The following is a 20,723-nucleotide window of genomic DNA, read 5'->3' as shown; positions in this document are numbered from 1 at the left end:
CCTCCCCAACGGACACCCGGTAAGGACTTTATGTGCGGATTAGCAGGTGAGCTACGCTTCGACCATCAACCCGCAGACCTCGCTGCGGTTGAGCGGATTACCCATCAACTGGCCCCACGCGGCCCGGACGCCTGGGGCTTTCATTGTCAGGGGCCGGTTGCCCTCGGTCATCGTCGGCTAAAAATCATGGACCTGACGCACGCCTCCGGGCAGCCCATGGTTGACCATTCTCTTGGCCTGTCGTTGGCGTTTAACGGAGCCATTTATAACTTTCCGGAATTACGCACCGAACTGGAAATCCTCGGTTATACCTTTTACTCCGGTGGCGACACCGAAGTGCTGCTCAAGGGCTACCACGCCTGGGGCGCCGATTTACTGCCCAAGCTCAACGGCATGTTCGCGTTCGCCATCTGGGAGCGGGACACAGAAGAATTGTTCATCGCCCGCGACCGTTTGGGCGTCAAACCGCTTTATTTGTCCCGGACCGACAAACGTTTGCGTTTTGCTTCGACCCTGCCGGCGCTGCTCAAAGGCGGAGATATTAGCCCGTTGCTGGACCCGGTCGCGCTGAACCACTATTTGAATTTTCACGCCGTCGTGCCCTCACCGCGCACGCTGTTGGCCGGCGTTGAGAAACTCCCGCCCGCCACGTGGATGCGCATCGATGCTCGCGGGAAATCGGAGCAGAAAGTCTGGTGGCGCCTGCCCTACGGACCACACCCCGATGAAGCCAATCTGACCTTGAATGATTGGCGCGACCGGGTACTGGACAGCACCCGAGAAGCGGTGGCGATTCGGCAACGGGCGGCGGTGGACGTGGGCGTTCTGCTGTCGGGCGGTGTCGACTCAAGCTTATTGGTCGGTCTGCTGCGTGAAGTGGGCGTGGAGAATCTGTCTACGTTCTCTATTGGCTTTCAGGACGCGGGCGGCGAACGCGGTGATGAGTTTCAATATTCAGACTTGATCGCCCAGCACTACGGCACTCAACACCACCAACTGCGAATCAACGAAGACGAAATCATCGAGCAACTGCCGGCGGCGTTCCGTGCCATGAGCGAGCCGATGGTCAGTCACGATTGCATCGCCTTTTACTTGCTGTCGCGGGAAGTCGCCAAGCACTGCAAGGTGGTGCAAAGCGGGCAAGGCGCTGACGAACTGTTTGCCGGTTACCACTGGTACCCGCAAGTGGACGGCGCCAGTGATCCGTATGCGGCCTACCGTGCCGCGTTTTTTGACCGCACTTACGACGAATACGCCGCCACCGTACAACCCAAATGGCTGACCGCGAACGATGCTGCGGGCGACTTTGTGCGCGAACATTTTGCCCAGTCGGGGGCCGATGCGGCGGTGGATAAAGCGCTGCGGCTGGACAGTACGGTGATGCTGGTCGATGACCCGGTGAAGCGCGTCGACAACATGACCATGGCCTGGGGCCTGGAAGCGCGCACGCCGTTTCTGGATTACCGTCTGGTCGAGCTGTCTGCCAGGGTGCCGGGTAAATTCAAACTGCCCGACGGCGGCAAGCAGGTGTTGAAAGAGGCCGCTCGGTTGGTCATTCCCGCCGAAGTCATCGACCGTAAAAAGGGTTACTTCCCGGTCCCTGGCCTTAAGCATTTGCAAGGTGACACACTGAAGTGGGTGCGTGAACTGCTACTCGACCCCAGCCAGGATCGTGGTCTGTTCAGGCCCGAGATGCTCGACAGTCTGCTGACTGATCCTGACGGTCAACTGACCCCACTGCGCGGCTCCAAGCTATGGCAGCTCGCGGCGCTGAACCTATGGCTCAGCGAGCAAGGACTTTGACCCATGAAACATAACGCTTCCGTGTTTGGCCAACGGCTGTTGCGCGGTCAATCGCCGTCTTATGAACGCCTGCAGGCACAACTTGCCGAAGACGGCAGCAACCTCGGCACCGAACCGCTCGCGCTGCATTGCGGCTGGGGTCGATTGCTGATTGGCCACACCTACCGCGATCCGGCCGCGCTGGCCCAAGAACTGCTCAACGAAAAGCCTGGCGAGCGCGACATTGCGCTGTACGTCGCCGCACCCCAGCAAGTCTTGGCGCAGGCGCCGCAACACCTGTTTCTCGACCCGTCCGACACCTTGCGGCTGTGTTTCACCGATTATCGCCCGGCGCAAAAAGTGTTTCGGGGTTATCGAATTCGACGCGCACAAACCGAGGCCGATTGGCAGTCGATCAACACCTTGTACCTAACGCGCGGGATGCTGCCCATCGATCCTGCGCTGCTCACCCCGCGCCACCAGGGCGGGCCGGTGTACTGGTTGGCGGAGGATGAAAGTACTAACGCAGTGATTGGCAGCATCATGGGCCTTAACCACCAAAAAGCCTTCAACGACCCCGAGAACGGCAGCAGTTTGTGGTGCCTGGCGGTTGATCCGCAGTGCACGCGGCCTGGGGTGGGTGAAGTATTGGTGCGGCACTTGATCGAGCACTTCATGAGCCGGGGGTTGAGTTACCTCGACCTCTCGGTGTTGCACGACAATCAACAGGCGAAAAAGCTCTACGCCAAGCTCGGTTTTCGTAACCTGCCAACCTTTGCCATCAAGCGAAAAAATGGCATCAACGAACGTTTGTTTCTCGGGCCTGGCCCGCAGGCAAACTTCAATCCGTATGCCCGAATCATTGTCGAAGAAGCGCATAAACGCGGCATCGACGTGCAGGTCGATGATGCCGACGCTGGTTTGTTCACCCTTAGCCATGGCGGGCGTCGGGTGCGCTGCCGGGAGTCATTAAGCGACCTGACCACCGCAGTGAGCATGACCTTATGCCAAGACAAAAGCCTGACCCATCGCGCGCTCAAGGCTGCGGGCTTACGTTTACCGGCGCAACAGTTGGCCGGTGAAACCGACAACAATCTGGCTTTTCTTGAAGCGCACAAACACATCGTGGTCAAGCCGCTGGACGGTGAGCAAGGCCATGGCGTTGCGGTGGATTTACACACGATAGAAGAGGTGGAGGCGGCTATCGAACGCGCTCAGGCCTTCGATACCCGGGTGCTGCTTGAGAGTTACCACCAAGGGCTGGACCTGCGCGTAGTGGTGATCGGATTTGAGGTAGTCGCTGCTGCGATCCGCCGCCCGGCTGAAGTGGTGGGTGATGGAAGCCACAGCATTGGCGAATTGATCGACGCCCAAAGTCGGCGTCGTTCCGCGGCCACGGGCGGCGAAAGCAAGATCCCGCTGGACGAAGAAACCGAGCGCACGTTGCACGACGCCGGGTACGACTACGCCAGCGTGTTGCCGGCCAATGAACGTCTGGCGGTCCGGCGCACCGCCAACCTGCACACTGGCGGCTGCCTTGAAGATGTCACCGGGATTCTGCACCCGGTGCTGGCCGATGCGTCGATACGGGCTGCCAGGGCCTTAGACATTCCGGTGGTAGGCCTGGACCTGATGGTGCCCGCCGCCGACCAACCGGAGTATGTATTCATCGAAGCCAACGAGCGTGTAGGACTCGCCAACCACGAACCCCAACCCACCGCCGAGCGGTTTGTAGACCTGTTGTTCCCCCACAGTTCGCCCGCGCACAGCTGACCTTCAAGACCACAAATATCTGGCCAATTTTGCTGCGTCAACGTCGTCTCGTATTAGGAGCCACCACATGACACCTGCAAACATCCCCGAACCGGATCTGAAGTACCTGCAGAAAGTCCTGCTGGAAATGCTCGCGATTCCCAGCCCCACCGGATTCACCGACACCATCGTGCGTTACATCGCCGAGCGCCTGGAAGACCTCGGTATTCCGTTCGAACTGACCCGGCGTGGGACCATTCGCGCCACCTTGAAGGGCAAGCAAAACAGCCCGGACCGCGCCGTCTCTGCGCACTTGGACACTATTGGCGCAACGGTGCGGGCGGTGCAGGAAAATGGACGTCTTTCGCTGGCGGCGATTGGCTGCTGGTCCAGTCGTTTTGCCGAAGGCAGCCGCGTCAGCGTGTTCACCGACACCGGGGTTATACGCGGCAGCGTCCTGCCGTTGATGGCTTCTGGTCACGCGTTCAACACCGCCGTGGATGAAATGCCTATTAGCTGGGACCACGTCGAATTACGCCTGGACGCTTACAGTGCAACCCGCGCCGACTGCGAGTCGCTGGGTGTCAACATTGGCGATTTTGTGGCCTTTGACCCGCTGCCAGAGTTCACCGAAAGCGGCCACATCAGCGCTCGTCATCTGGATGACAAGGCCGGCGTCGCGGCACTGCTTACTGCGTTGAAGGCCATCGTCGACAGCGGCGCCGAACCCCTTATCGATTGCCATCCGTTGTTCACCATCACCGAAGAAATCGGCACCGGCGCAGCGGGCGTGCTGCCGTGGGACGTCAGTGAATTCGTCGGTATCGACATCGCCCCGGTCGCGCCCGGTCAACACTCCAATGAACACGCGGTCAGCGTGGCCATGCAGGATTCTGGCGGCCCGTACGATTACCATTTGTCCCGGCACCTGCTGCAACTGGGGCTCGAAAACGAACTGCCAATTCGTCGGGACGTGTTCCGCTATTACTTCAGCGACGCCCATTCAGCGGTCACGGCCGGGCATGACATTCGCACCGCGCTGCTCGCTTTTGGCTGCGATGCGACCCACGGTTATGAACGCACGCACATCGACAGCCTCAACGCATTGAGCCGGTTGTTAGCTGCGTACATCCTCAGCCCACCGGTGTTTGCCAGCGACGCGCAACCGGCGAAAAGTTCTCTGGAGCGCTTTAGCCATCAGATCGAACACGATGCGCAGATGGAATCTGATACCCGCGTGCCGGCGGTGGAAAGCCTGGTTGGGCAGAGGACTGATGAGACCTAACCCGTAGGGCGGCGCGAAACTGGGCGCCGTCTTGACTGAAAGGTCCTCACCCGCTGTAGCCTGTCGGTACCAAGCGCGTTAGCATCGCCGGGAATTCATGTGAGAACGCCATGCTGATCCCCTACGACCAACTTGAAGCCGACACCCTTACTCGCTTGATCGAGGACTTCGTCACCCGTGACGGCACCGACAACGGCGATGAAACGCCGCTGGAAACTCGGGTACTTCGGGTGCGCCACGCCCTTGGCAAAGGCCAGGCGGTAATTGTGTTCGAGCCGGAAAGCGAGCAGTGCCAGTTGATGCTTAAGCGCGACGTACCCAAAGAATGGCTCGACTGAGGTTATGGGGTGGGTGGCAGTGATGATTTCTCCGCTGCCAGCCGTCGGGAGATGCGGTAATGCACCTCCATACGATTGACCTTCACTTCTTTGGGCGCAGTGATTCCTAGACGAACCTGATTACCGTTCACGGCCAGAATCTGCACGGTGATGTTGTTGCCGATGATGAAGGTCTCACCAACTTCTCGCGTCAATACAAGCATTTTGCCTGCCCTCTTTTTGTTACAAAGAGAGCAGATTGCCCTGCCCGATTGCCCCCTTCAATCCGTCAGAAGCAAATCAGTAACGCCCTTCGGCAGCGCCAGACCGTTCCTACGGAATTGCCCTATTTTGAGGTAAAGGTATGGGAAAAGTCCGCATGTGCTGCCGGGTTTGGTCGCCTACGATTGTGAGAATCGCGGACCGAACAGGATGATGCCGGCGCCGATTACACACAGCGCCGCGCCCAGCCAATCGGACGTGAGAGGCCGAATGCGCTCTATCAACCCCAGCCAGCCAATCGACGCAACGATATAGATTCCGCCATAAGCAGCGTAGGCCCGACCGGCATACGTCGCCTCGACCCGGGTCAGCAGCAAGGCAAATAGCGTCAAGCTGACCAGCGCCGGAATAACCCACAAAACACTTTTGCCAAGCCGCAGCCACATCCAGAACGCATAGCAGCCGGCGATCTCGAACAGCGCGGCGAGGAAAAACCAAAGGTAATTGAGCACGGCGAGAACTCGCAGGAATGAGTGGCGGTAACCCTAGCGAGATGGGCACGGCAGAGCAAGGAATGCGCGATTTCGTATGCACTGTGCAGCCTGTGCAGGACCTATATCGGGAAGGCAACGGCGAGGAGCTTCAGAAAAACCGCGTCGTCTGCTTCCCGAATAAATTCGGTCCCACCGTTTTCTCGGGCAATGCACACTTTTGTAGGAGTCGCCGAAGGCTGTAATGAATGTTCGGTGCCTACTCTTCCAGACCTGCCGAAGACCCCTGTGTGAGTTGGCTGCCAACGAAGGCATCATTGCAGGCTACCTGGGTTTCAAGTCGACATCCGAAACGCGATGACGGGCCTCTTCCAGGCAAGCCTACTCCTACGGGATGTGCAGCGGCGTGGGTCCTTAAGCGCCGCTTTACAACTTCGCGCGCATTTTGTCTGACATCGAAGCCATTTCGTTGTACATCAACTGTGGGTTTTTCTGCTTCAGCTGCCACGCCATGCGCCCTTGTTCGTGGGGCAGGATCATGAACTCGCCTTTGGCTACTTGTTCGAAGATGTAGTCCGCAATATCGCTGGCACTGATCGGTGAGCTTTCCAGCAGTTTGCCCACTTGGGTTTTCATCGCGGGGGTCGGGCCACGGAACGAGTCAAGTAAATTGGTCTGGAAAAACGACGGGCATACCACGTGGACACTCACGTCCTGATGCCGCAACTCGATCAGCAGGCTTTCCGACAACGCCACGACTCCGGCCTTGGCTACGTTGTAGTTGCTCATGGCCGGACCTTGCATCAACGCTGCCATAGACGCGATGTTGATGATTTTGCCTTTGCTCAACTCCAGCAGCGGCAAGAACGCCTTACAGCCCTTGACCACGCCCATCAGGTTGATTGCAATCTGCCAATCCCAATCTTCCAGCGACAGCTCCGCAAAGAACCCGCCAGACGCCACACCGGCGTTGTTGACGATGACGTCAATGCCGCCAAACTTCTCTTCACAGGCTTGAGCAAAGGCGGTCAATTGGCTGTAATCGCGCACGTCACAGCGCTGAACAAACCCATCACCACCCGCCTCGCGCACTAATTTCAGGGTTTCTTGCAGGCCGGGCTCGCTGACATCCGACAACGCCAATTGCCAGCCTTCGCGGGCCCAGCGCAACGCGATTTCACGGCCCAGACCCGACCCGGCGCCAGTGATCATCATGCGATTTTGCATAGGGAACTGCCTTGTTATTCTGGGGAAGTTGAGCCGCAGTGTAGCGAAGGTTATCGCCGCCGCGCCCTACCATCAGAATGCTGAATGCCAAGGGCAAACCCACGGGTTATAAGGCTTTGCGCCGAGACAGGCAGGCGCTTAACAGCCCGACATAAACCGCTGCATTGATCACCACCACGACCGCGCCCAGCCATAACTGAGTCTGCGGCGTGAGCCCTACCGGGTAGATCAGTGGAATCAGGTAATGCTCAATGAAGTCGCCGTTATAGCCCTGCTCACCGGCCCGTAACCGCAACGCGTTTTCCAGAGGGGTCAGCGGGCAATACAGGTGAAAGAATTCAACAACCGCGCCCCACACCACCGCCGGAAGGTGTAATGCCATCAACCAGCGCCAGCGAATAATCAGCACTCCACCGATCACCACAAAGGCAATGAACAAAAGGTGCAGAACCACTACCGCGTCTGCCGCCAGACGATAAAGCATATTTCACCCTCTTCTAACGTTTTTACTTCAGGTGCTACGAACTTTTATAAAACGACGACAGTCGGAATAGTCACGCAGTACATGCTTTACGCATTAAGCGTCCAGCGTGCGACCTGTAGAAGCCATCCATAAAGAAAAGAAGGAACTCATCATGGGCATCGGCACTATTCTTATCATCATCCTGATCCTCCTGCTAGTTGGCGGCCTGCCTGTATTCCCACACTCCAGAAGCTGGGGATATGGGCCATCGGGCATCATCGGTACGGTTCTGGTCATCCTGTTGATATTGGTCTTGCTCGGCAGGATCTAAGCTTGCGGAGTCAGAACCAGGATGAATTGAAAGCACAAAAAAAGCAGCCCTAGGGCTGCTTTTTTCGTAGCGGCTTTAATGCGTGTTAGTGAGCCACCGCACCGGTTGCACCCAGGCCAGTCTGCGAGCGCACAAACTGTGGGAGGAACAAGGCACGTTCGCCCTCTGCTGCTTTCGATTTATCAGTAATCGAGAAGAACCAGATACCGATGAAGGCCACGGCGATGGAGAACAGCGCCGGGTATTCGTACGGGAAGATCGGTGTAGCGTGGTGCAGGATCTGCACCCAGATGGTTGGGCCGAGGATCATCAGGCCAACCGCTGTTATCAAGCCCATCCAGCCGCCGATCATGGCGCCACGGGTGGTCAGGTTTTTCCAGTACATGGAGAGCAGCAGTACCGGGAAGTTACAGCTTGCCGCGATGGAGAATGCCAAGCCAACCATGAACGCGATGTTCTGGTTTTCGAAGAGAATGCCCAGGCCGATCGCTACGACTGCCAACACCAGCGTAGTGATCTTGGAAACCCGAATCTCATCCTTTTCGTTCGCCTTGCCTTCTTTGATCACGCTGGCATACAGGTCATGGGACACCGCCGACGCACCGGCCAGGGTCAGACCCGCAACCACTGCCAGGATGGTGGCGAATGCCACTGCCGAGATGAAGCCCAGGAACAAGCTGCCACCGACCGCATCGGCCAAGTGGATCGCGGCCATGTTGTTACCACCCAACAGAGCGCCTGCAGCGTCCTTGAAGACTGGGTTGGTGCTAACCAGCAGGATCGCGCCGAAGCCGATGATGAAGGTCAGGATGTAGAAGTAACCGATGAAGCCTGTTGCGTAGAGCACCGATTTACGCGCTTCTTTAGCGTCGCTCACGGTGAAGAAGCGCATCAGCACATGTGGCAGGCCAGCGGTACCGAACATCAATGCCAAGCCCAGCGAGAACGCCGAGACTGGATCTTTCACCAGTCCACCTGGGCTCATGATCGCGTCACCTTTAGGGTGAACTTTGACCGCCTCGGAGAACAGGGTGTTGAAGTCGAAGTTGACGTGTTTCATGACCATGATCGCCATGAACGTTGCGCCAGACAGCAGCAGCACGGCCTTGATGATCTGTACCCACGTGGTGGCCAACATACCGCCGAAGAGTACGTACATGCACATCAGAATACCGACCAGGATCACCGCTACGTAGTAGTCGAGACCGAACAGCAGCTGGATCAGCTTGCCAGCGCCAACCATCTGCGCGATCAAGTAGAACGCCACGACCACCAGCGAACCGCAGGCGGACAGGGTGCGGATTTCTTTTTGCTTGAGGCGATAGGACGCCACATCAGCAAAGGTGTATTTGCCCAGGTTACGCAGGCGTTCGGCGATCAGGAACAGAATGATCGGCCAACCCACCAGGAAGCCGATCGAGTAGATCAAGCCGTCATAGCCGGAGGTGTACACCAACGCGGAAATACCCAGGAAGGACGCCGCCGACATGTAGTCGCCAGCAATCGCCAGGCCGTTTTGCAAACCGGTGATTTTGCCGCCCGCTGAGTAGTAATCCGCTGCCGACTTAGTGCGCTTGGACGCCCAGTAAGTAATGCAAAGGGTGATACCCACGAACAGGACGAACATAACGATCGCCGATACGTTTAAGGGTTGTTTTTGCACAGGTCCGGAGATGGCCTCGGCCGCCCACAGGCTCGGTGCGAATACTGCCAGGCCAAGGGCCGCTAGTAGACGCCGGATCATTGCTGAGCCTCCTTTAGAATTGCTTTGTTCAGGTCGTCAAATTCACCGTTGGCACGGTAAATATAGATCCCGGTCAGGATGAACGCTGAAAGTATCAGGCCCACTCCGATGGGAATTCCCCAGGTGATCGATGAGCCAGGGCTTATTTTTGCCCCGAGTACATGCGGTCCATAAGCAATCAGAAAGATGAAGGCGGCGTAAAGCCCAAGCATGATCGCCGAGAGTATCCAGGCGAAACGTTCTCTTTTCGAAACCAGCTCTTTGAAAAGCGGACTTTTTTGAATCGAGAGGTAAATGCTGTCATTCATTATTTTTATCCTCAGCACAGATGAGATGTAACGCATTGCACTTTGAATGTGCTCTAGCCCGCACTCCAGACGACTTTAGTAGTAGAACGGCAGTTGTCGTGAACGTCGTCAGCGCCTGTACTTAGCGTAGTGTCTGGGAGGATAAGCGAAGGGAATCGACGCGATGAATTTCAGAATGAAAGCAAAAGGCCACCTGACGATAACGTCAGATGGCCTTGAAAGGTGCTAACTAGACACGTTGCAGTCGATTACTTGGTCCACGCAGCAACACGGTCTGGGTGCTTGGCAACCCAGTCCTTGGCAGCTTGTTCAGGCTTGGCGCCGTCTTGGATAGCGAGCATCACTTCTCCAATTTCATCTTTGGAAGCCCATTGGAATTTTTTCAGGAAAGCGACCACTTCAGGTGCTTTCTTCTCAAGGCCCAGGCTACCGATGCTGTCAACCGTCTCGGCGGCGCCATAAACGCCCTTTGGATCTTCCAGGAACTTCAACTTCCACTTGGCGAACATCCAATGCGGAACCCAACCGGTTACGGCGATGGATTCATGCTTGTTTTCCGCACGGGTCAGCTCGGAAATCATCGCGGCGCCAGAGCTGGCCTGCAGTTTGTAGCCGGTCAAGTCATAGTCTTTGATTGCTTGATCGGTTTTGAGCATCACGCCTGAACCGGCGTCGATCCCGACGATTTTATTTTTGAAGCTGGTGTCTGTTTTCAAGTCGGCAATGCTGTTGGCGGTCACGTAATCAGGCACGATCAGGCCAATTTTTGCATCCTTGAAGTTAGGACCGTAGTCGACCACCAAGTCTTTGTTCTTGGTCCAGTATTCGCCGTGGGTCACGGGCAGCCAAGCGGAGAGCATGGCGTCAAGCTTACCGGTCGCAACACCTTGCCACATGATCCCGGTCGCAACAGCCTGGAGTTTGACAGGGTAACCGAGCTTCTGCTCGATCACTTGGGCGGCTACGTTAGTGGTTGCAACGCTGTCAGACCAGCCGTCAACATAACCGATCGACAGTTCGGGTTTTGCGTCTGCAAGGGCCAGCGTGGAACTGATCGCCAGTGCCAGAGCAGCACCTGCGCCAAGGATTAGTCGCATCTTCATCGTTACTTCCCCAAAATGCTGCACCCGACGAGTGTCGGGCATCTTTAACGTTTTTTTAAGGGACCGCTGTTCATGCCCGGTTTTGGAGCGCTGCCGCCCCTTCACGCTTCACCCGTTCACCGCTCGCGAGAGTAGCAGTGTGCTGGCGCCCTGATAATCAACCTGCGATGGGAACCTTCCTGCTCTGTCAGCGACCTCAAGACAGCGAGAAACGACATCACCATGCTACTAACGACAAACCGACGCAAATAAATGACCGGGTCCGCTCGAACCTTGCATGTCTTTTCCCATTGACCCTCTTTCGTCAATTGCCTAGGTCTCGCCAGCCCCAGGATAAATACAGGTACCATGCCGGCCTTCGCCCCATTTCGGCCCGATCATGCCTGCCATTTCACGTTTTCCCGCTGCACCTTATCTATTCGCCTGCGTCCTCGCCGTGATTGCCCTGTGTGTCTTTTGGTATGGCCTGGGCAAGCCGGTAATCCTGCCAGACGCCGCCACTCCTACGCATAAATTGCAGTGCGCGTCTTACACCCCGTTTGATAAAGACCAATCGCCTTTCGATCAGCCGTTCACGCCGCGCCCGGAGCGGATGGACGCCGACCTTGCGCTGCTGGCCAAAGACTTCCAATGCGTTCGTACCTACTCAATGACGGGCCTCGAAGACATCCCCGCGTTGGCACGTAAACATGGCCTGAAGCTGATGATCGGCGCTTGGGTCAACGCCAATCCAGTGGACACGGCGAAGGAGATCAACGCCTTGATCGCTTCGGCCAATGCCAATCCGGATGTGGTGACGTCGGTGATCGTGGGTAACGAAGTGTTGCTGCGTAAGGAAGTGACCGGGGCGCAACTGGTCAAACTTATCCTTGAGGTCAAAAGCAAGATCAAGCAGCCGGTGACCTACGCCGACGTTTGGGCCCTCTGGCTGCAATACCCCGAAGTGGCGCCGGTGGTGGATTTCGTGACCATCCACCTGCTGCCTTACTGGGACGATAACCCCAGCGGCATCGATGATGCGCTAAAGAACGTGGCGCAGATCCGTGAGACCTTCGCTAAACACTACGCGCCCAAAGACATCATGATTGGTGAAACCGGCTGGCCCAGCGAAGGCCGCCAACGTGAAGCCGCCGTGCCAAGCCGGGTTAACGAAGCGCGCTTTATTCGCGGCTTCGTCGCGATGGCTGAACAGATGGGCTGGCATTACAACTTGATCGAAGCCTTCGACCAACCCTGGAAGCGGGCGTCTGAAGGCGCAGTCGGTGGTTATTGGGGTTTGTTCGATGCGGATCGCCAGGAAAAAGGCGTGCTCGACGGTCCGGTGTCGAACCTGGCGTACTGGCCGTTCTGGCTGTCGGTCAGCGGCCTATTGTTCGTCTTGACCCTGGCGCTGGCCGGACGTGTATCGACCACCCGCTCGGCGCTGGTCTTGCCATTATTGGCGGCGCTGGGTGCCTGCTCTATCGGCACCTGGGGTGAATTGGCGCGGGTCACCTCACGCTTCACTGGCGAGTGGGTCTGGGCGGCGGCATTGGTCGGCCTGAACCTGGTGGTACTGGCCCACGCGGCGTTGGCGCTGTCGGCAAAAGACGGATGGCGCGCACGGGCGTTTATGTGGTTCCAAACCCGGGCCGGTTGGTGGGTAGCCGCCACCGGTTTCGTCGCCGCCGTCACGATGCTGGGACTGGTGTTCGACGCCCGTTACCGCAGCTTCCCAACGCCAGCGTTGTTACTTCCGGCGATGTTCTACTTGTTCCGGCCGGTGGCGGTGCCGCGCAGAGAAATCGCCTTGCTGACCTTTATCGTCGGTGCCGGTATCGCCCCGCAGTTATATCAGGAAGGGTTACTCAGCCAGCAAGCCTGGGGCTGGGCGCTGGTTAGCCTGCTCACCACTGCCGCACTCTGGCGCTGCCTAGGTGTGCGTAACCGCTGAGTGTGAAAATTGTGTTACCGGCCCCACAACGGCCGGTGCTTAACCGGGTAACACGGAAACAAAATCTGATTTTTTTCGTTGGCTCTTTTGATCTGAATTTTTCAAGCTTTTGATTTATAAGGAATTTATAAAGTTGGCACGGGTTCTGCTACTCTACTGCATAACAAAAACAAGAAACGCAGCAGCACCCAATAAAAACAATACGTATCGGCTCTGACATAACAAGAACAACACGGACAGAGGCGTAGCTAACAGATTTTTTTGGAGTGGAAATGCTTTATTGGGGTTTCGATCCCACAACCGGGCAGAGAACAATAAAACTACCGTCAGGTAGCTCCCGAACTGGTTGGATCACGCAAGTGATGAAAGCAGGACAGCGCTCAAAAAAATACGTTTGCTCTTGATCCTGAATGGGGATCACACGAACAGCAGTAAGGGATTGGTCGCCAACAACAATAACAGGCCGCCCTAGAATAATAAAAATAGAGCACGCAATACGATTAGAGGGGAGCCCAGGCTCCGCTCAGTGCTGTCTGGGGTTTGAGAATTTTTGCGGGCGCTGCCGATGGCAGCGATCAGATATTCAGTGCCTACAGGTCCGTGCCTGCCGAAGCTTCTGTGGGAGATGGCGTGCCAACGAAAGCGTCCTTGCAGGCAACCCAGGTTTCAGGTCGACATCAGCGGCGCGATGACGGGCCTCTTCGCAGGCAAGCCTGCTCCCACCGATTTCTCGGGCGATGCTCCTCTACCGAGGCTTGGTTCGACCGGCCCGAACCAACCGCAGCCCCGCAATCACCACCCCGAATACCGCAAGGCCGGCACTGTAGAGCACCAGCGCTGGAATGCCACACAGCATCGCCAGCACCGCCAACGCCCAGCCCGCACGACCCGGCACGCAGAACGCGATGATCGAAATAATCAGCGTCGCCCAGGCCATGGTGCCGAAGTGGATCATCAGCCCGATACTGGACCGCGCCTGGCACTGCCAATCCAACGCCTCATTGGCGCAAATACCCACCCAGCGCGCATCTTCCATCAACGAAAAACGCACGCCATAGCTAGCGGCAAACCACAGTGGCAGAACAATAAGCAGCACAATCAGCGGTAAACGGCGGGACATGCAGTACTCCAGAAAACCAACGAACGAACGCCAAACGGCGCCCAGCATAATCGCCCAACGCCGGTATGCAAGACACTGAGTCAAGTTTAAGACCACGCGTACTGTTTATCGCAGGGGGACCGTGTATCGTCGCGACTTATTTATTGGGCGTTTCCTTGCAAGTGCGGCACTTTGGCACTACACCCGTGGTCATAGCCTGCGTATCTCATCCTGCACTTTCCTAAGGGATTTCGTCATGCCCCGTTATCAGCGCTTCGCTGCCTTTATAGGTGGCCTCGTTTTAAGTGCGTCTGCCTTGGCGGTCGATATCGACCCTGCCACCTATGGCTACCCTTTGACGAACCCGTTTGAAGCGACAATCGCCTCAACCCCACTGGACCTGCAGCCGAAACTTCCGGCCGATGCAGACATCAATCAGTCGGACTACACGCTCAACCTGCGTCCTGAGCGTGAATTCACCCTGCCGGATAACTTCTGGGCAGTAAAAAAATTGCGTTACCGCTTGGCGAAACAAAACCACCCTGCCCCCCTGATTTTTTTGATCGCGGGCACGGGCGCGCCTTACACCAGCACCATCAACGAATTCCTGAAGAAGCTGTATTACGGCGCTGGCTATAACGTCGTGCAGTTGTCGTCGCCGACCAGTTACGACTTCATGAGCGCCGCCTCACGATTCGCGACCCCAGGGGTAACCGCAGATGACGCCGAGGACCTGTACCGGGTCATGCAAGCGGTCCGCGCGCAACAGTCGGACTTGCAGGTCACCGATTATTACCTGACCGGTTACAGCCTGGGCGCGCTGGACGCGGCGTTCGTCAGCCACTTGGATGAAACCCGTCACAGCTTCAACTTCAAGCGCGTGCTGCTGCTCAACCCGCCCGTGAACCTTTACACCTCGATCAGCAACCTCGACAAACTGGTGCAGACCGAAGTCAAAGGCATCAACAACAGCACCACGTTCTATGAACTGGTACTGGGCAAGCTGACCCGTTACTTCAAACAGAAAGGCTACATCGACCTTAACGACGCGCTGCTGTTCGACTTCCAGCAATCCAAGCAGCATTTGACCAATGAACAGATGGCAATGCTGATCGGCACCTCGTTTCGCTTCTCGGCAGCCGACATCGCCTTCACCTCTGACCTGATCAACCGTCGCGGGCTGATTACGCCGCCCAAGTACCCGATCACCGAAGGCACCAGCCTGACGCCGTTTCTCAAGCGTGCGCTGCAATGTGATTTCGACTGCTACCTGACCAACCAGGTGATCCCAATGTGGCGCGCTCGGACCGACGGCGGCAGCTTGTTGCAACTGGTGAATCAAGTGAGCCTCTATGCGCTCAAGGATTACCTGCACAACAGCCCGAAAATAGCGGTCATGTCCAATGCTGACGACTTGATTCTGGGTGCTGGCGACCTCGGTTTCTTGCGCAAGACCTTCGGCGACCGTTTGACCCTTTACCCGTACGGCGGCCATTGCGGCAACCTTAATTACCGCGTCAACAGCGACGCCATGCTGGAGTTCTTCCGTGGCTAAACGTCTTTTGTTAATCGCTGCCCTGCTCTGCGCAGGCGTTGCTCATGCGGCAGATGTCACTCCGGCCGCGCACCCTGCGACGGTTGCCAGAGCTTCTGACCCGGACGGTTTTACCGAGCCGTTGAAATCACTCAAGTTCAACCCTGGTTTGGACCAGCGCGAGTTTGAGCGCGCCACCTTAAACGCACTCAACGTGTACGACCCCATCGAGTCGTGGAACCGTAGGGTTTACCACTTCAATTATCGCTTTGATGAGTGGGTGTTCCTGCCGGTGGTGAATGGCTATAAATACGTCACCCCAAGCTTCTTACGCACCGGCGTGAGCAATTTCTTCGGCAACTTGGGTGACATTTCCAACTTGCTGAACAGCCTGTTCCAATTCAAGGGCAAGCGCTCGCTGCAAACCACCGGACGCCTGCTGCTCAACACCACCCTCGGGGTTGCCGGGCTGTGGGACCCTGCCACGTCGATGGGCCTGCCCCGCCAAAGCGAAGACTTCGGTCAGACTTTGGGCTTCTATGGCGTCCCGGATGGCCCGTACCTGGTACTGCCACTGCTAGGCCCATCGAACTTGCGTGACACCGGTGGTCTGGTGTTTGACTTCACCGCCGAATCGCAGATCAACTTCCTGAACGTGTCACAGGTCAGTGAAAACCACCCGGAAATCTACCTACTGCGCGCCATCGACAAGCGCTACATCACCACCTTCCGTTACGGATCGCTGAACTCGCCGTTCGAATACGAGAAAGTGCGTTATGTGTACACCGAAGCGCGCAAGTTGCAGATAGCTGAGTAACAGCCTGTGGATAACTTCTTCGCACCCTTTCTGTAGGCGCCTACTTGTTGGCGAGGGCGTTCCCGGGGCAAGCCGTGATGAACCCTCGCCAACACGTTGGCTCCAGATATTATTGGCGAAGGTGCTACCCAATCCATCGACAAATCCGATCGACACCCCGCAAAAAACCCATCCATTGATCAGCCCGTTCGGCATAGCATGGCGGCCATTCCCACTTGATCAGGAGTTGCCGCAATGACTCAATTTCGCAACGTGTTGGCAATTCATACCGGCCAGCAGACTTCCGACGGTGCTGGCGTAAAGTTGACCCGGGTGTTCGGCGGGCAGAGCGCGGAGTTGTTTGATCCGTTTCTGATGCTGGATGAATTTGGCTCGGACACACCGGACGACTACATCGCCGGCTTCCCGTCGCACCTGCACCGTGGCTTTGAAACTGTGACCTACATGATCGAAGGCCGTATGCGCCATGAAGACCACATGGGCAACGTCGGGCTGCTGCAAGGCGGTGGCGTACAGTGGATGACCGCCGCGCGCGGGATTATCCACAGCGAGATGCCGGAACAGGAAGAAGGCACGATGCGTGGTTTTCAGCTGTGGGTCAATTTGCCCGGCAAGACCAAGCTTGGCCCTGCCAGCTACCAGGATATACAGCCGGAAAACGTGCCCAGGTTGGCCACTGAAGCGGGCGTCAATGTGACGGTGATGGCCGGCACCTTCGACGACGGTCAGGTGCAACAGGCCGGTGCGGTGCAACGGCCGGACACCGAGCCGTTTTATTTCGACCTGCACCTGCCTGCAGGCACCGGCGTCAGTCCACACATACCGAACGGCCACCGGGTGTTTCTATACGTGTATGAAGGCACTGTTGAGCTGGCGGGCCAGCCGCAAGCGATTGGTGCCGGTCGGATGGCCAGATTGTCCGAGGACGGCGCTGTGCAGCTGCACAGTGCGTCGGGTGCGAAGGTGTTGTTGATTGCCGGCAAGCCGCTGCGTGAGCCTATCGTGCAGTACGGTCCGTTTGTGATGAACACCCGGGAAGAGATCGAACAGGCATTGCGGGATTTTCGCGATGACAAGCTGACGGCTTAATTCGCTCAAAAAATATGGATTCTGTGCAGACTCTGTGGGAGCGAATTCATTCGCGAATGCAACAACGCGGTCTTTCAGACAGACCGCGCCGCCCGCTTCCCGAATAAATTCGCTCTCACAGGCTGCACAGGTTTCGCAGGTACCGGCGAAGCCTCACCCCAACCGCAAAAATTGCTTCAGTTGATCACTCTGAGCCAGGGCATCGCGGCGGCCCAGTTCGATCAATTCGCTGCAATAACCCGCCTCGAATAGCAAATAACTGAGCACCCCGGCGCCACTGGTTTTTGTCGCGCCAGGCCCGCGCAGAAACATCCTCAGCGCGGGAGGGAGTTCATGGCGATGACGGGCGGCGATCTCATCAATGGGCTGACTCGGCGAGATTACCAACACCTCCACCGGCGCCAGGCCCAGGGTGCGTACCGGCTGTTCTCCCGGCAACATATGGCTCAACATGTTAAGCCGCTCCAGCAGCTCGATATCACTTTCGAGACTGTCGATGAACGTGCTGTTGAGCATGTGCCCGCCGATCTGCGCAAGGGTCGGTTGCGCGCCGACCATCACCCGTTGCAGCGGATTATTGGTTTCAACGCCACGCGGATTGCCGCTGACCCCCACCACCAATACCCGATTGGCCCCCAAGTGCAGCGCCGGACTGATCGGCGCGGATTGCCGCACGGCACCGTCGCCAAAAAATTCCTGCTCGATTTTGACCGGTGCAAACAGCAGAGGAATCGCGGAACTGGCGAGCAGGTGATCCACCGTCAATTGGGTCGGCAAGCCGATCCGGCGATGACGCAGCCACGAATCAATCGTGCCTTTGCCCTGATAAAACGTCACCGCCTGCCCCGACTCGTAACCGAAAGCGGTCACTGCCACGGCGCGCAAATGCTTGGCGGCAATGGCGCGATCAATCCCGTCAAGGTCCAGCCGCGAGCTGAGTAGATCACGCAGCGGCGAGCTGTTAAGCAACGCCACCGGAACTTGCGAACCCACGCCTAACAAGCTGTGACCGACGAAGCGACCGGCCTGCCGAATCACTCCAGCCCAATCGCTGCGCAGCACTTGATGGCTGCGAAAGCCTTGCCAAAAGTCGACCAGTTGATGAATCGCGGTACAGAAATGTGCCGCGCCGCTCGCCAGTTTGACCGCGTTAATGGCGCCTGCCGACGTGCCCACGATCACCGGAAAGGGATTGGGTGCGCCCGCAGGCAGCAACTCGGCGATTCCGGCAAGGACACCAACCTGATAGGCCGCCCGCGCGCCGCCGCCCGAAAGGATGAGCCCGGTGATGGGCTCTGCCGCGCTACTGACAGCAACGCCACCGACTAACTCGCCAGTGTGGGTGATGATTTGTTCTGCGGCGGCGGTCGGCATTTTTTATTGATTAACCTTTCTTTTGAAGATCCCGCCTCTTATACAGCTTCGGCTCCCCCGGTGGTCGGCTTTTAAAGCGTCGATGGGCCCACAGGTATTGGGCCGGACACTCAAGTACCGCGCGCTCGACAAACTGGTTGATCCGCAAACAATCGACCTCGTCACTTTCGCCGGGGAAATTGCTAAACGGCGGGTGAATCACCAGCCGATAACCGCTGCCGTCGTCCAGACGCTGCTGAGTAAACGGAATTACCCGCGCGCGGCCCAGTTTGGCGAACTTGCTGGTGGCCGTGACCGTCGCCGCCGGAATGCCAAAGAACGGCACAAACACACTTTGTTTGGCGCCGTAGTCCTGATCCGGTGCATACCAGATGGCGTGCCCAGCGCGCAGGACTTTGAACATGCCGCGCACGTCTTCGCGCTCTACCGCGAGGGAATCAAGGTTGTGGCGCTCACGACCACGGCGCTGGATGTAATCAAACAGCGGGTTGTCGTGCTCGCGGTACATGCCATCGATGGTGTGCTTCTGGCCTAACAACGCCGCGCCGATTTCAAGCGTGGTGAAATGCAACGCCATGAGGATCACGCCCTGACCGTCCAACTGCGCTTGCTTGAGGTGCTGCAGACCTTCGATGTGCGCCAGCTTGGCCAATCGTTGAGGGGACCACCACCAACTCATGGCCATTTCGAAGAAAGCGACGCCGGTGGAGGCGAAATTTTCTTTGAGTAGATGCTTACGTTCGTCGGATGAAAGGTGCGCAAAACACAACTCGAGGTTGCGCCCGGCAATGCGTCGACGGTCGTCGGCAAACCGGTACATCACCAGCCCCAGCACCCGGCCAATTGCCACAAGCACTCGAAAGGGTAACTGAACGACCAGCCAGAGCAAGCCCAGGCCCGCCCAAAGCGGCCAAAAGCGTGGATGAAGAAAGTGAGCTCGAAATCGCGGGCGGTCCATTAAAGCTTCCGTCAAGACAGTGGCCGCGCATTCTACATTGTTCAGCTTGGCTTGCGGCCTGCGGGCGTTCTCGTTATAAGTCTCGGCACTTTTAGCGACAAGCTGCTTTATGCCGACCATGAGCCAAATCGAATTGCAAGACCAGGATCCAGTGTTCCAGTTGAAGGGCAGCATGCTTGCCATCACGGTGCTTGAGCTGGCCCGAAACAACCTCGAAGCCCTTGATCGCCAACTGGCGGCAAAGGTCGCCCTGGCCCCCAATTTTTTCAGCAATACGCCGCTGGTGCTGGCGCTGGACAAGCTACCGGCCGGTGAAGGCGCAGTGGACTTGCCCGGCCTGATGCGCGTCTGCCGTCAACACGGCTTGCGCACCTTGGCGATTCGCGCCAATCGCATTGAAGACATCGCCGCGGCAATTGCCATCGATCTGCCGGTACTGCCACCGTCAGGCGCACGGGAGCGCCAGCTAGAGCCTGCGGACGGTGAAGCGGCGAAGAAAAAACCGGAAAAACCGCCTGAGCCGACGATCAAACCGACCAAGATCATTACCTCGCCCGTGCGCGGCGGCCAGCAGATTTACGCTCAGGGCTGCGACCTGGTGGTCATCGCCTCGGTCAGTCCCGGCGCGGAACTTCTGGCCGATGGCAACATCCATGTGTATGGCCCAATGCGCGGAAGAGCGCTGGCCGGAATCAAGGGTGACACCAAAGCACGCATTTTTTGCCAGCAACTGGGCGCTGAACTGGTTTCCATCGCTGGGCAATACAAGGTTTCCGAAGACCTGCGCAGAGATCCTCTGTGGGGTGCCGGGGTACAGGTCAGCCTGTCCGGTGACGTGTTGAACATCACCCGTCTTTAACGGATACTGCCGCTTTTTTAAAGCATCTCTGATTC

20 protein-coding genes are annotated in these 20,723 nt (G+C 57.4%); 10 read left to right on the top strand and 10 right to left on the bottom strand.

The window, feature by feature from the left end; translation table 11 throughout:
* Positions 1–30 precede the first annotated feature (30 nt).
* The 4 genes from RHM59_RS00245 to RHM59_RS00230 all read left to right on the top strand — a co-directional run bounded on the left by RHM59_RS00245 (position 31) and on the right by RHM59_RS00230 (position 5,157).
* Entirely contained in the window at positions 31–1,803 is a 1,773-nt protein-coding gene (locus RHM59_RS00245; protein ID WP_322285701.1) for an N-acetylglutaminylglutamine amidotransferase, read from the top strand.
* Between the two features lie 3 nt (positions 1,804–1,806).
* Positions 1,807–3,555 carry an N-acetylglutaminylglutamine synthetase gene (gene ngg / locus RHM59_RS00240; RefSeq protein ID WP_322285700.1) on the top strand — a complete coding sequence of 583 codons (1,749 nt, stop codon included), beginning with the start codon at positions 1,807–1,809 and terminating at the stop codon, positions 3,553–3,555.
* 67 nt (positions 3,556–3,622) lie between these two features.
* On the top strand, positions 3,623–4,819 hold the full coding sequence (locus RHM59_RS00235; protein WP_322285699.1) for an osmoprotectant NAGGN system M42 family peptidase: 1,197 nt from the start codon (positions 3,623–3,625) through the stop codon (positions 4,817–4,819).
* A gap of 110 nt (positions 4,820–4,929) precedes the next feature.
* The gene (locus RHM59_RS00230) at positions 4,930–5,157 is read left to right on the top strand and encodes a YheU family protein (RefSeq protein ID WP_297844929.1); all 228 of its coding nucleotides are present in this window, start codon (positions 4,930–4,932) and stop codon (positions 5,155–5,157) included.
* Positions 5,158–5,159: 2 nt separating this feature from the next.
* Here RHM59_RS00230 and csrA read toward each other — a convergent pair whose 3' ends face one another.
* The 4 genes from csrA to RHM59_RS00210 all read right to left on the bottom strand — a co-directional run bounded on the left by csrA (position 5,160) and on the right by RHM59_RS00210 (position 7,560).
* A complete protein-coding gene (gene csrA / locus RHM59_RS00225; RefSeq protein WP_322168256.1) occupies positions 5,160–5,360 on the bottom strand; it encodes a carbon storage regulator CsrA in 201 nt (66 codons plus the stop codon).
* A 177-nt stretch (positions 5,361–5,537) separates the two neighbouring features.
* Positions 5,538–5,870, bottom strand: coding sequence for a YnfA family protein (locus tag RHM59_RS00220; protein WP_322168255.1), 333 nt, complete (start codon positions 5,868–5,870; stop codon positions 5,538–5,540).
* A gap of 405 nt (positions 5,871–6,275) precedes the next feature.
* Entirely contained in the window at positions 6,276–7,076 is an 801-nt protein-coding gene (locus tag RHM59_RS00215; protein ID WP_322168254.1) for an SDR family oxidoreductase, read from the bottom strand.
* A gap of 106 nt (positions 7,077–7,182) precedes the next feature.
* Positions 7,183–7,560 carry a DUF2784 domain-containing protein gene (locus tag RHM59_RS00210; protein ID WP_322285698.1) on the bottom strand — a complete coding sequence of 126 codons (378 nt, stop codon included), beginning with the start codon at positions 7,558–7,560 and terminating at the stop codon, positions 7,183–7,185.
* 151 nt (positions 7,561–7,711) lie between these two features.
* Between RHM59_RS00210 and RHM59_RS00205 the strand changes: the two genes are divergently transcribed.
* Positions 7,712–7,870, top strand: coding sequence for a DUF3309 family protein (locus tag RHM59_RS00205; RefSeq protein ID WP_322168252.1), 159 nt, complete (start codon positions 7,712–7,714; stop codon positions 7,868–7,870).
* Positions 7,871–7,955: 85 nt separating this feature from the next.
* Here RHM59_RS00205 and RHM59_RS00200 read toward each other — a convergent pair whose 3' ends face one another.
* From RHM59_RS00200 to RHM59_RS00190, 3 genes are all read right to left on the bottom strand, one after another.
* Positions 7,956–9,614 (bottom strand): cation acetate symporter, encoded by a 1,659-nt coding sequence (locus RHM59_RS00200; protein ID WP_322168251.1) that lies wholly within the window; start codon positions 9,612–9,614, stop codon positions 7,956–7,958.
* Complete coding sequence (locus RHM59_RS00195) at positions 9,611–9,922, bottom strand: DUF485 domain-containing protein (protein WP_322168250.1); 312 nt, start codon at positions 9,920–9,922, stop codon at positions 9,611–9,613. Before RHM59_RS00195 ends, RHM59_RS00200 begins: the two co-directional genes overlap by 4 nt.
* Positions 9,923–10,170: 248 nt before the next feature.
* Positions 10,171–11,025: a glycine betaine ABC transporter substrate-binding protein gene (locus RHM59_RS00190; RefSeq protein WP_322168249.1), complete on the bottom strand. Its 855-nt coding sequence runs from the start codon at positions 11,023–11,025 to the stop codon at positions 10,171–10,173.
* Positions 11,026–11,404: 379 nt separating this feature from the next.
* Here RHM59_RS00190 and RHM59_RS00185 point away from each other — a divergent pair, with 379 nt between their 5' ends.
* Entirely contained in the window at positions 11,405–12,958 is a 1,554-nt protein-coding gene (locus RHM59_RS00185; protein WP_322285697.1) for a glycosyl hydrolase family 17 protein, read from the top strand.
* Between the two features lie 745 nt (positions 12,959–13,703).
* On the opposite strand, the gene RHM59_RS00180 is transcribed toward RHM59_RS00185, so the two are convergent.
* Positions 13,704–14,078, bottom strand: coding sequence for a hypothetical protein (locus tag RHM59_RS00180; protein ID WP_322285696.1), 375 nt, complete (start codon positions 14,076–14,078; stop codon positions 13,704–13,706).
* 235 nt (positions 14,079–14,313) lie between these two features.
* Between RHM59_RS00180 and RHM59_RS00175 the strand changes: the two genes are divergently transcribed.
* The 3 genes from RHM59_RS00175 (at position 14,314) to RHM59_RS00165 (ending at position 17,497) form a co-directional block, all read left to right on the top strand.
* Positions 14,314–15,612, top strand: a complete 1,299-nt coding sequence (locus tag RHM59_RS00175; RefSeq protein ID WP_322168246.1) for a serine/threonine protein kinase — start codon at positions 14,314–14,316, stop codon at positions 15,610–15,612.
* Complete coding sequence (locus tag RHM59_RS00170) at positions 15,605–16,408, top strand: VacJ family lipoprotein (RefSeq protein WP_322168245.1); 804 nt, start codon at positions 15,605–15,607, stop codon at positions 16,406–16,408. The genes RHM59_RS00175 and RHM59_RS00170 overlap by 8 nt, the downstream gene beginning before the upstream one ends.
* 234 nt (positions 16,409–16,642) lie before the next feature.
* A complete protein-coding gene (locus RHM59_RS00165; protein WP_322285695.1) occupies positions 16,643–17,497 on the top strand; it encodes a pirin family protein in 855 nt (284 codons plus the stop codon).
* 153 nt (positions 17,498–17,650) lie between these two features.
* Here RHM59_RS00165 and RHM59_RS00160 read toward each other — a convergent pair whose 3' ends face one another.
* Both RHM59_RS00160 and RHM59_RS00155 read right to left on the bottom strand, forming a co-directional pair.
* The gene (locus RHM59_RS00160; protein ID WP_322168242.1) at positions 17,651–18,871 is read right to left on the bottom strand and encodes a patatin-like phospholipase family protein; all 1,221 of its coding nucleotides are present in this window, start codon (positions 18,869–18,871) and stop codon (positions 17,651–17,653) included.
* A gap of 10 nt (positions 18,872–18,881) precedes the next feature.
* Entirely contained in the window at positions 18,882–19,829 is a 948-nt protein-coding gene (locus RHM59_RS00155) for a lipid A biosynthesis lauroyl acyltransferase (RefSeq protein WP_322168241.1), read from the bottom strand.
* A 118-nt stretch (positions 19,830–19,947) separates the two neighbouring features.
* Between RHM59_RS00155 and minC the strand changes: the two genes are divergently transcribed.
* Positions 19,948–20,688, top strand: coding sequence for a septum site-determining protein MinC (gene minC, locus RHM59_RS00150; RefSeq protein ID WP_322168240.1), 741 nt, complete (start codon positions 19,948–19,950; stop codon positions 20,686–20,688).
* Positions 20,689–20,723: the final 35 nt, after the last annotated feature.

Origin of the sequence: Pseudomonas sp. MH10 (assembly GCF_034353045.1) — a bacterium.
Lineage (GTDB): Bacteria > Pseudomonadota > Gammaproteobacteria > Pseudomonadales > Pseudomonadaceae > Aquipseudomonas.
This window is presented reverse-complemented; position numbering and strand designations above follow the sequence as displayed.

Coding starts and splice junctions, on each gene's coding strand:
- RHM59_RS00245 (WP_322285701.1), top strand. CDS start 31: ATGTGCGGATTAGCAGGTGAGCTACGCTTCGACCATCAACCCGCAGAC.
- ngg (WP_322285700.1), top strand. CDS start 1,807: ATGAAACATAACGCTTCCGTGTTTGGCCAACGGCTGTTGCGCGGTCAA.
- RHM59_RS00235 (WP_322285699.1), top strand. CDS start 3,623: ATGACACCTGCAAACATCCCCGAACCGGATCTGAAGTACCTGCAGAAA.
- RHM59_RS00230 (WP_297844929.1), top strand. CDS start 4,930: ATGCTGATCCCCTACGACCAACTTGAAGCCGACACCCTTACTCGCTTG.
- csrA (WP_322168256.1), bottom strand. CDS start 5,360: ATGCTTGTATTGACGCGAGAAGTTGGTGAGACCTTCATCATCGGCAAC.
- RHM59_RS00215 (WP_322168254.1), bottom strand. CDS start 7,076: ATGCAAAATCGCATGATGATCACTGGCGCCGGGTCGGGTCTGGGCCGT.
- RHM59_RS00210 (WP_322285698.1), bottom strand. CDS start 7,560: ATGCTTTATCGTCTGGCGGCAGACGCGGTAGTGGTTCTGCACCTTTTG.
- RHM59_RS00205 (WP_322168252.1), top strand. CDS start 7,712: ATGGGCATCGGCACTATTCTTATCATCATCCTGATCCTCCTGCTAGTT.
- RHM59_RS00200 (WP_322168251.1), bottom strand. CDS start 9,614: ATGATCCGGCGTCTACTAGCGGCCCTTGGCCTGGCAGTATTCGCACCG.
- RHM59_RS00195 (WP_322168250.1), bottom strand. CDS start 9,922: ATGAATGACAGCATTTACCTCTCGATTCAAAAAAGTCCGCTTTTCAAA.
- RHM59_RS00190 (WP_322168249.1), bottom strand. CDS start 11,025: ATGAAGATGCGACTAATCCTTGGCGCAGGTGCTGCTCTGGCACTGGCG.
- RHM59_RS00185 (WP_322285697.1), top strand. CDS start 11,405: ATGCCTGCCATTTCACGTTTTCCCGCTGCACCTTATCTATTCGCCTGC.
- RHM59_RS00180 (WP_322285696.1), bottom strand. CDS start 14,078: ATGTCCCGCCGTTTACCGCTGATTGTGCTGCTTATTGTTCTGCCACTG.
- RHM59_RS00175 (WP_322168246.1), top strand. CDS start 14,314: ATGCCCCGTTATCAGCGCTTCGCTGCCTTTATAGGTGGCCTCGTTTTA.
- RHM59_RS00165 (WP_322285695.1), top strand. CDS start 16,643: ATGACTCAATTTCGCAACGTGTTGGCAATTCATACCGGCCAGCAGACT.
- RHM59_RS00160 (WP_322168242.1), bottom strand. CDS start 18,871: ATGCCGACCGCCGCCGCAGAACAAATCATCACCCACACTGGCGAGTTA.
- RHM59_RS00155 (WP_322168241.1), bottom strand. CDS start 19,829: ATGGACCGCCCGCGATTTCGAGCTCACTTTCTTCATCCACGCTTTTGG.
- minC (WP_322168240.1), top strand. CDS start 19,948: ATGAGCCAAATCGAATTGCAAGACCAGGATCCAGTGTTCCAGTTGAAG.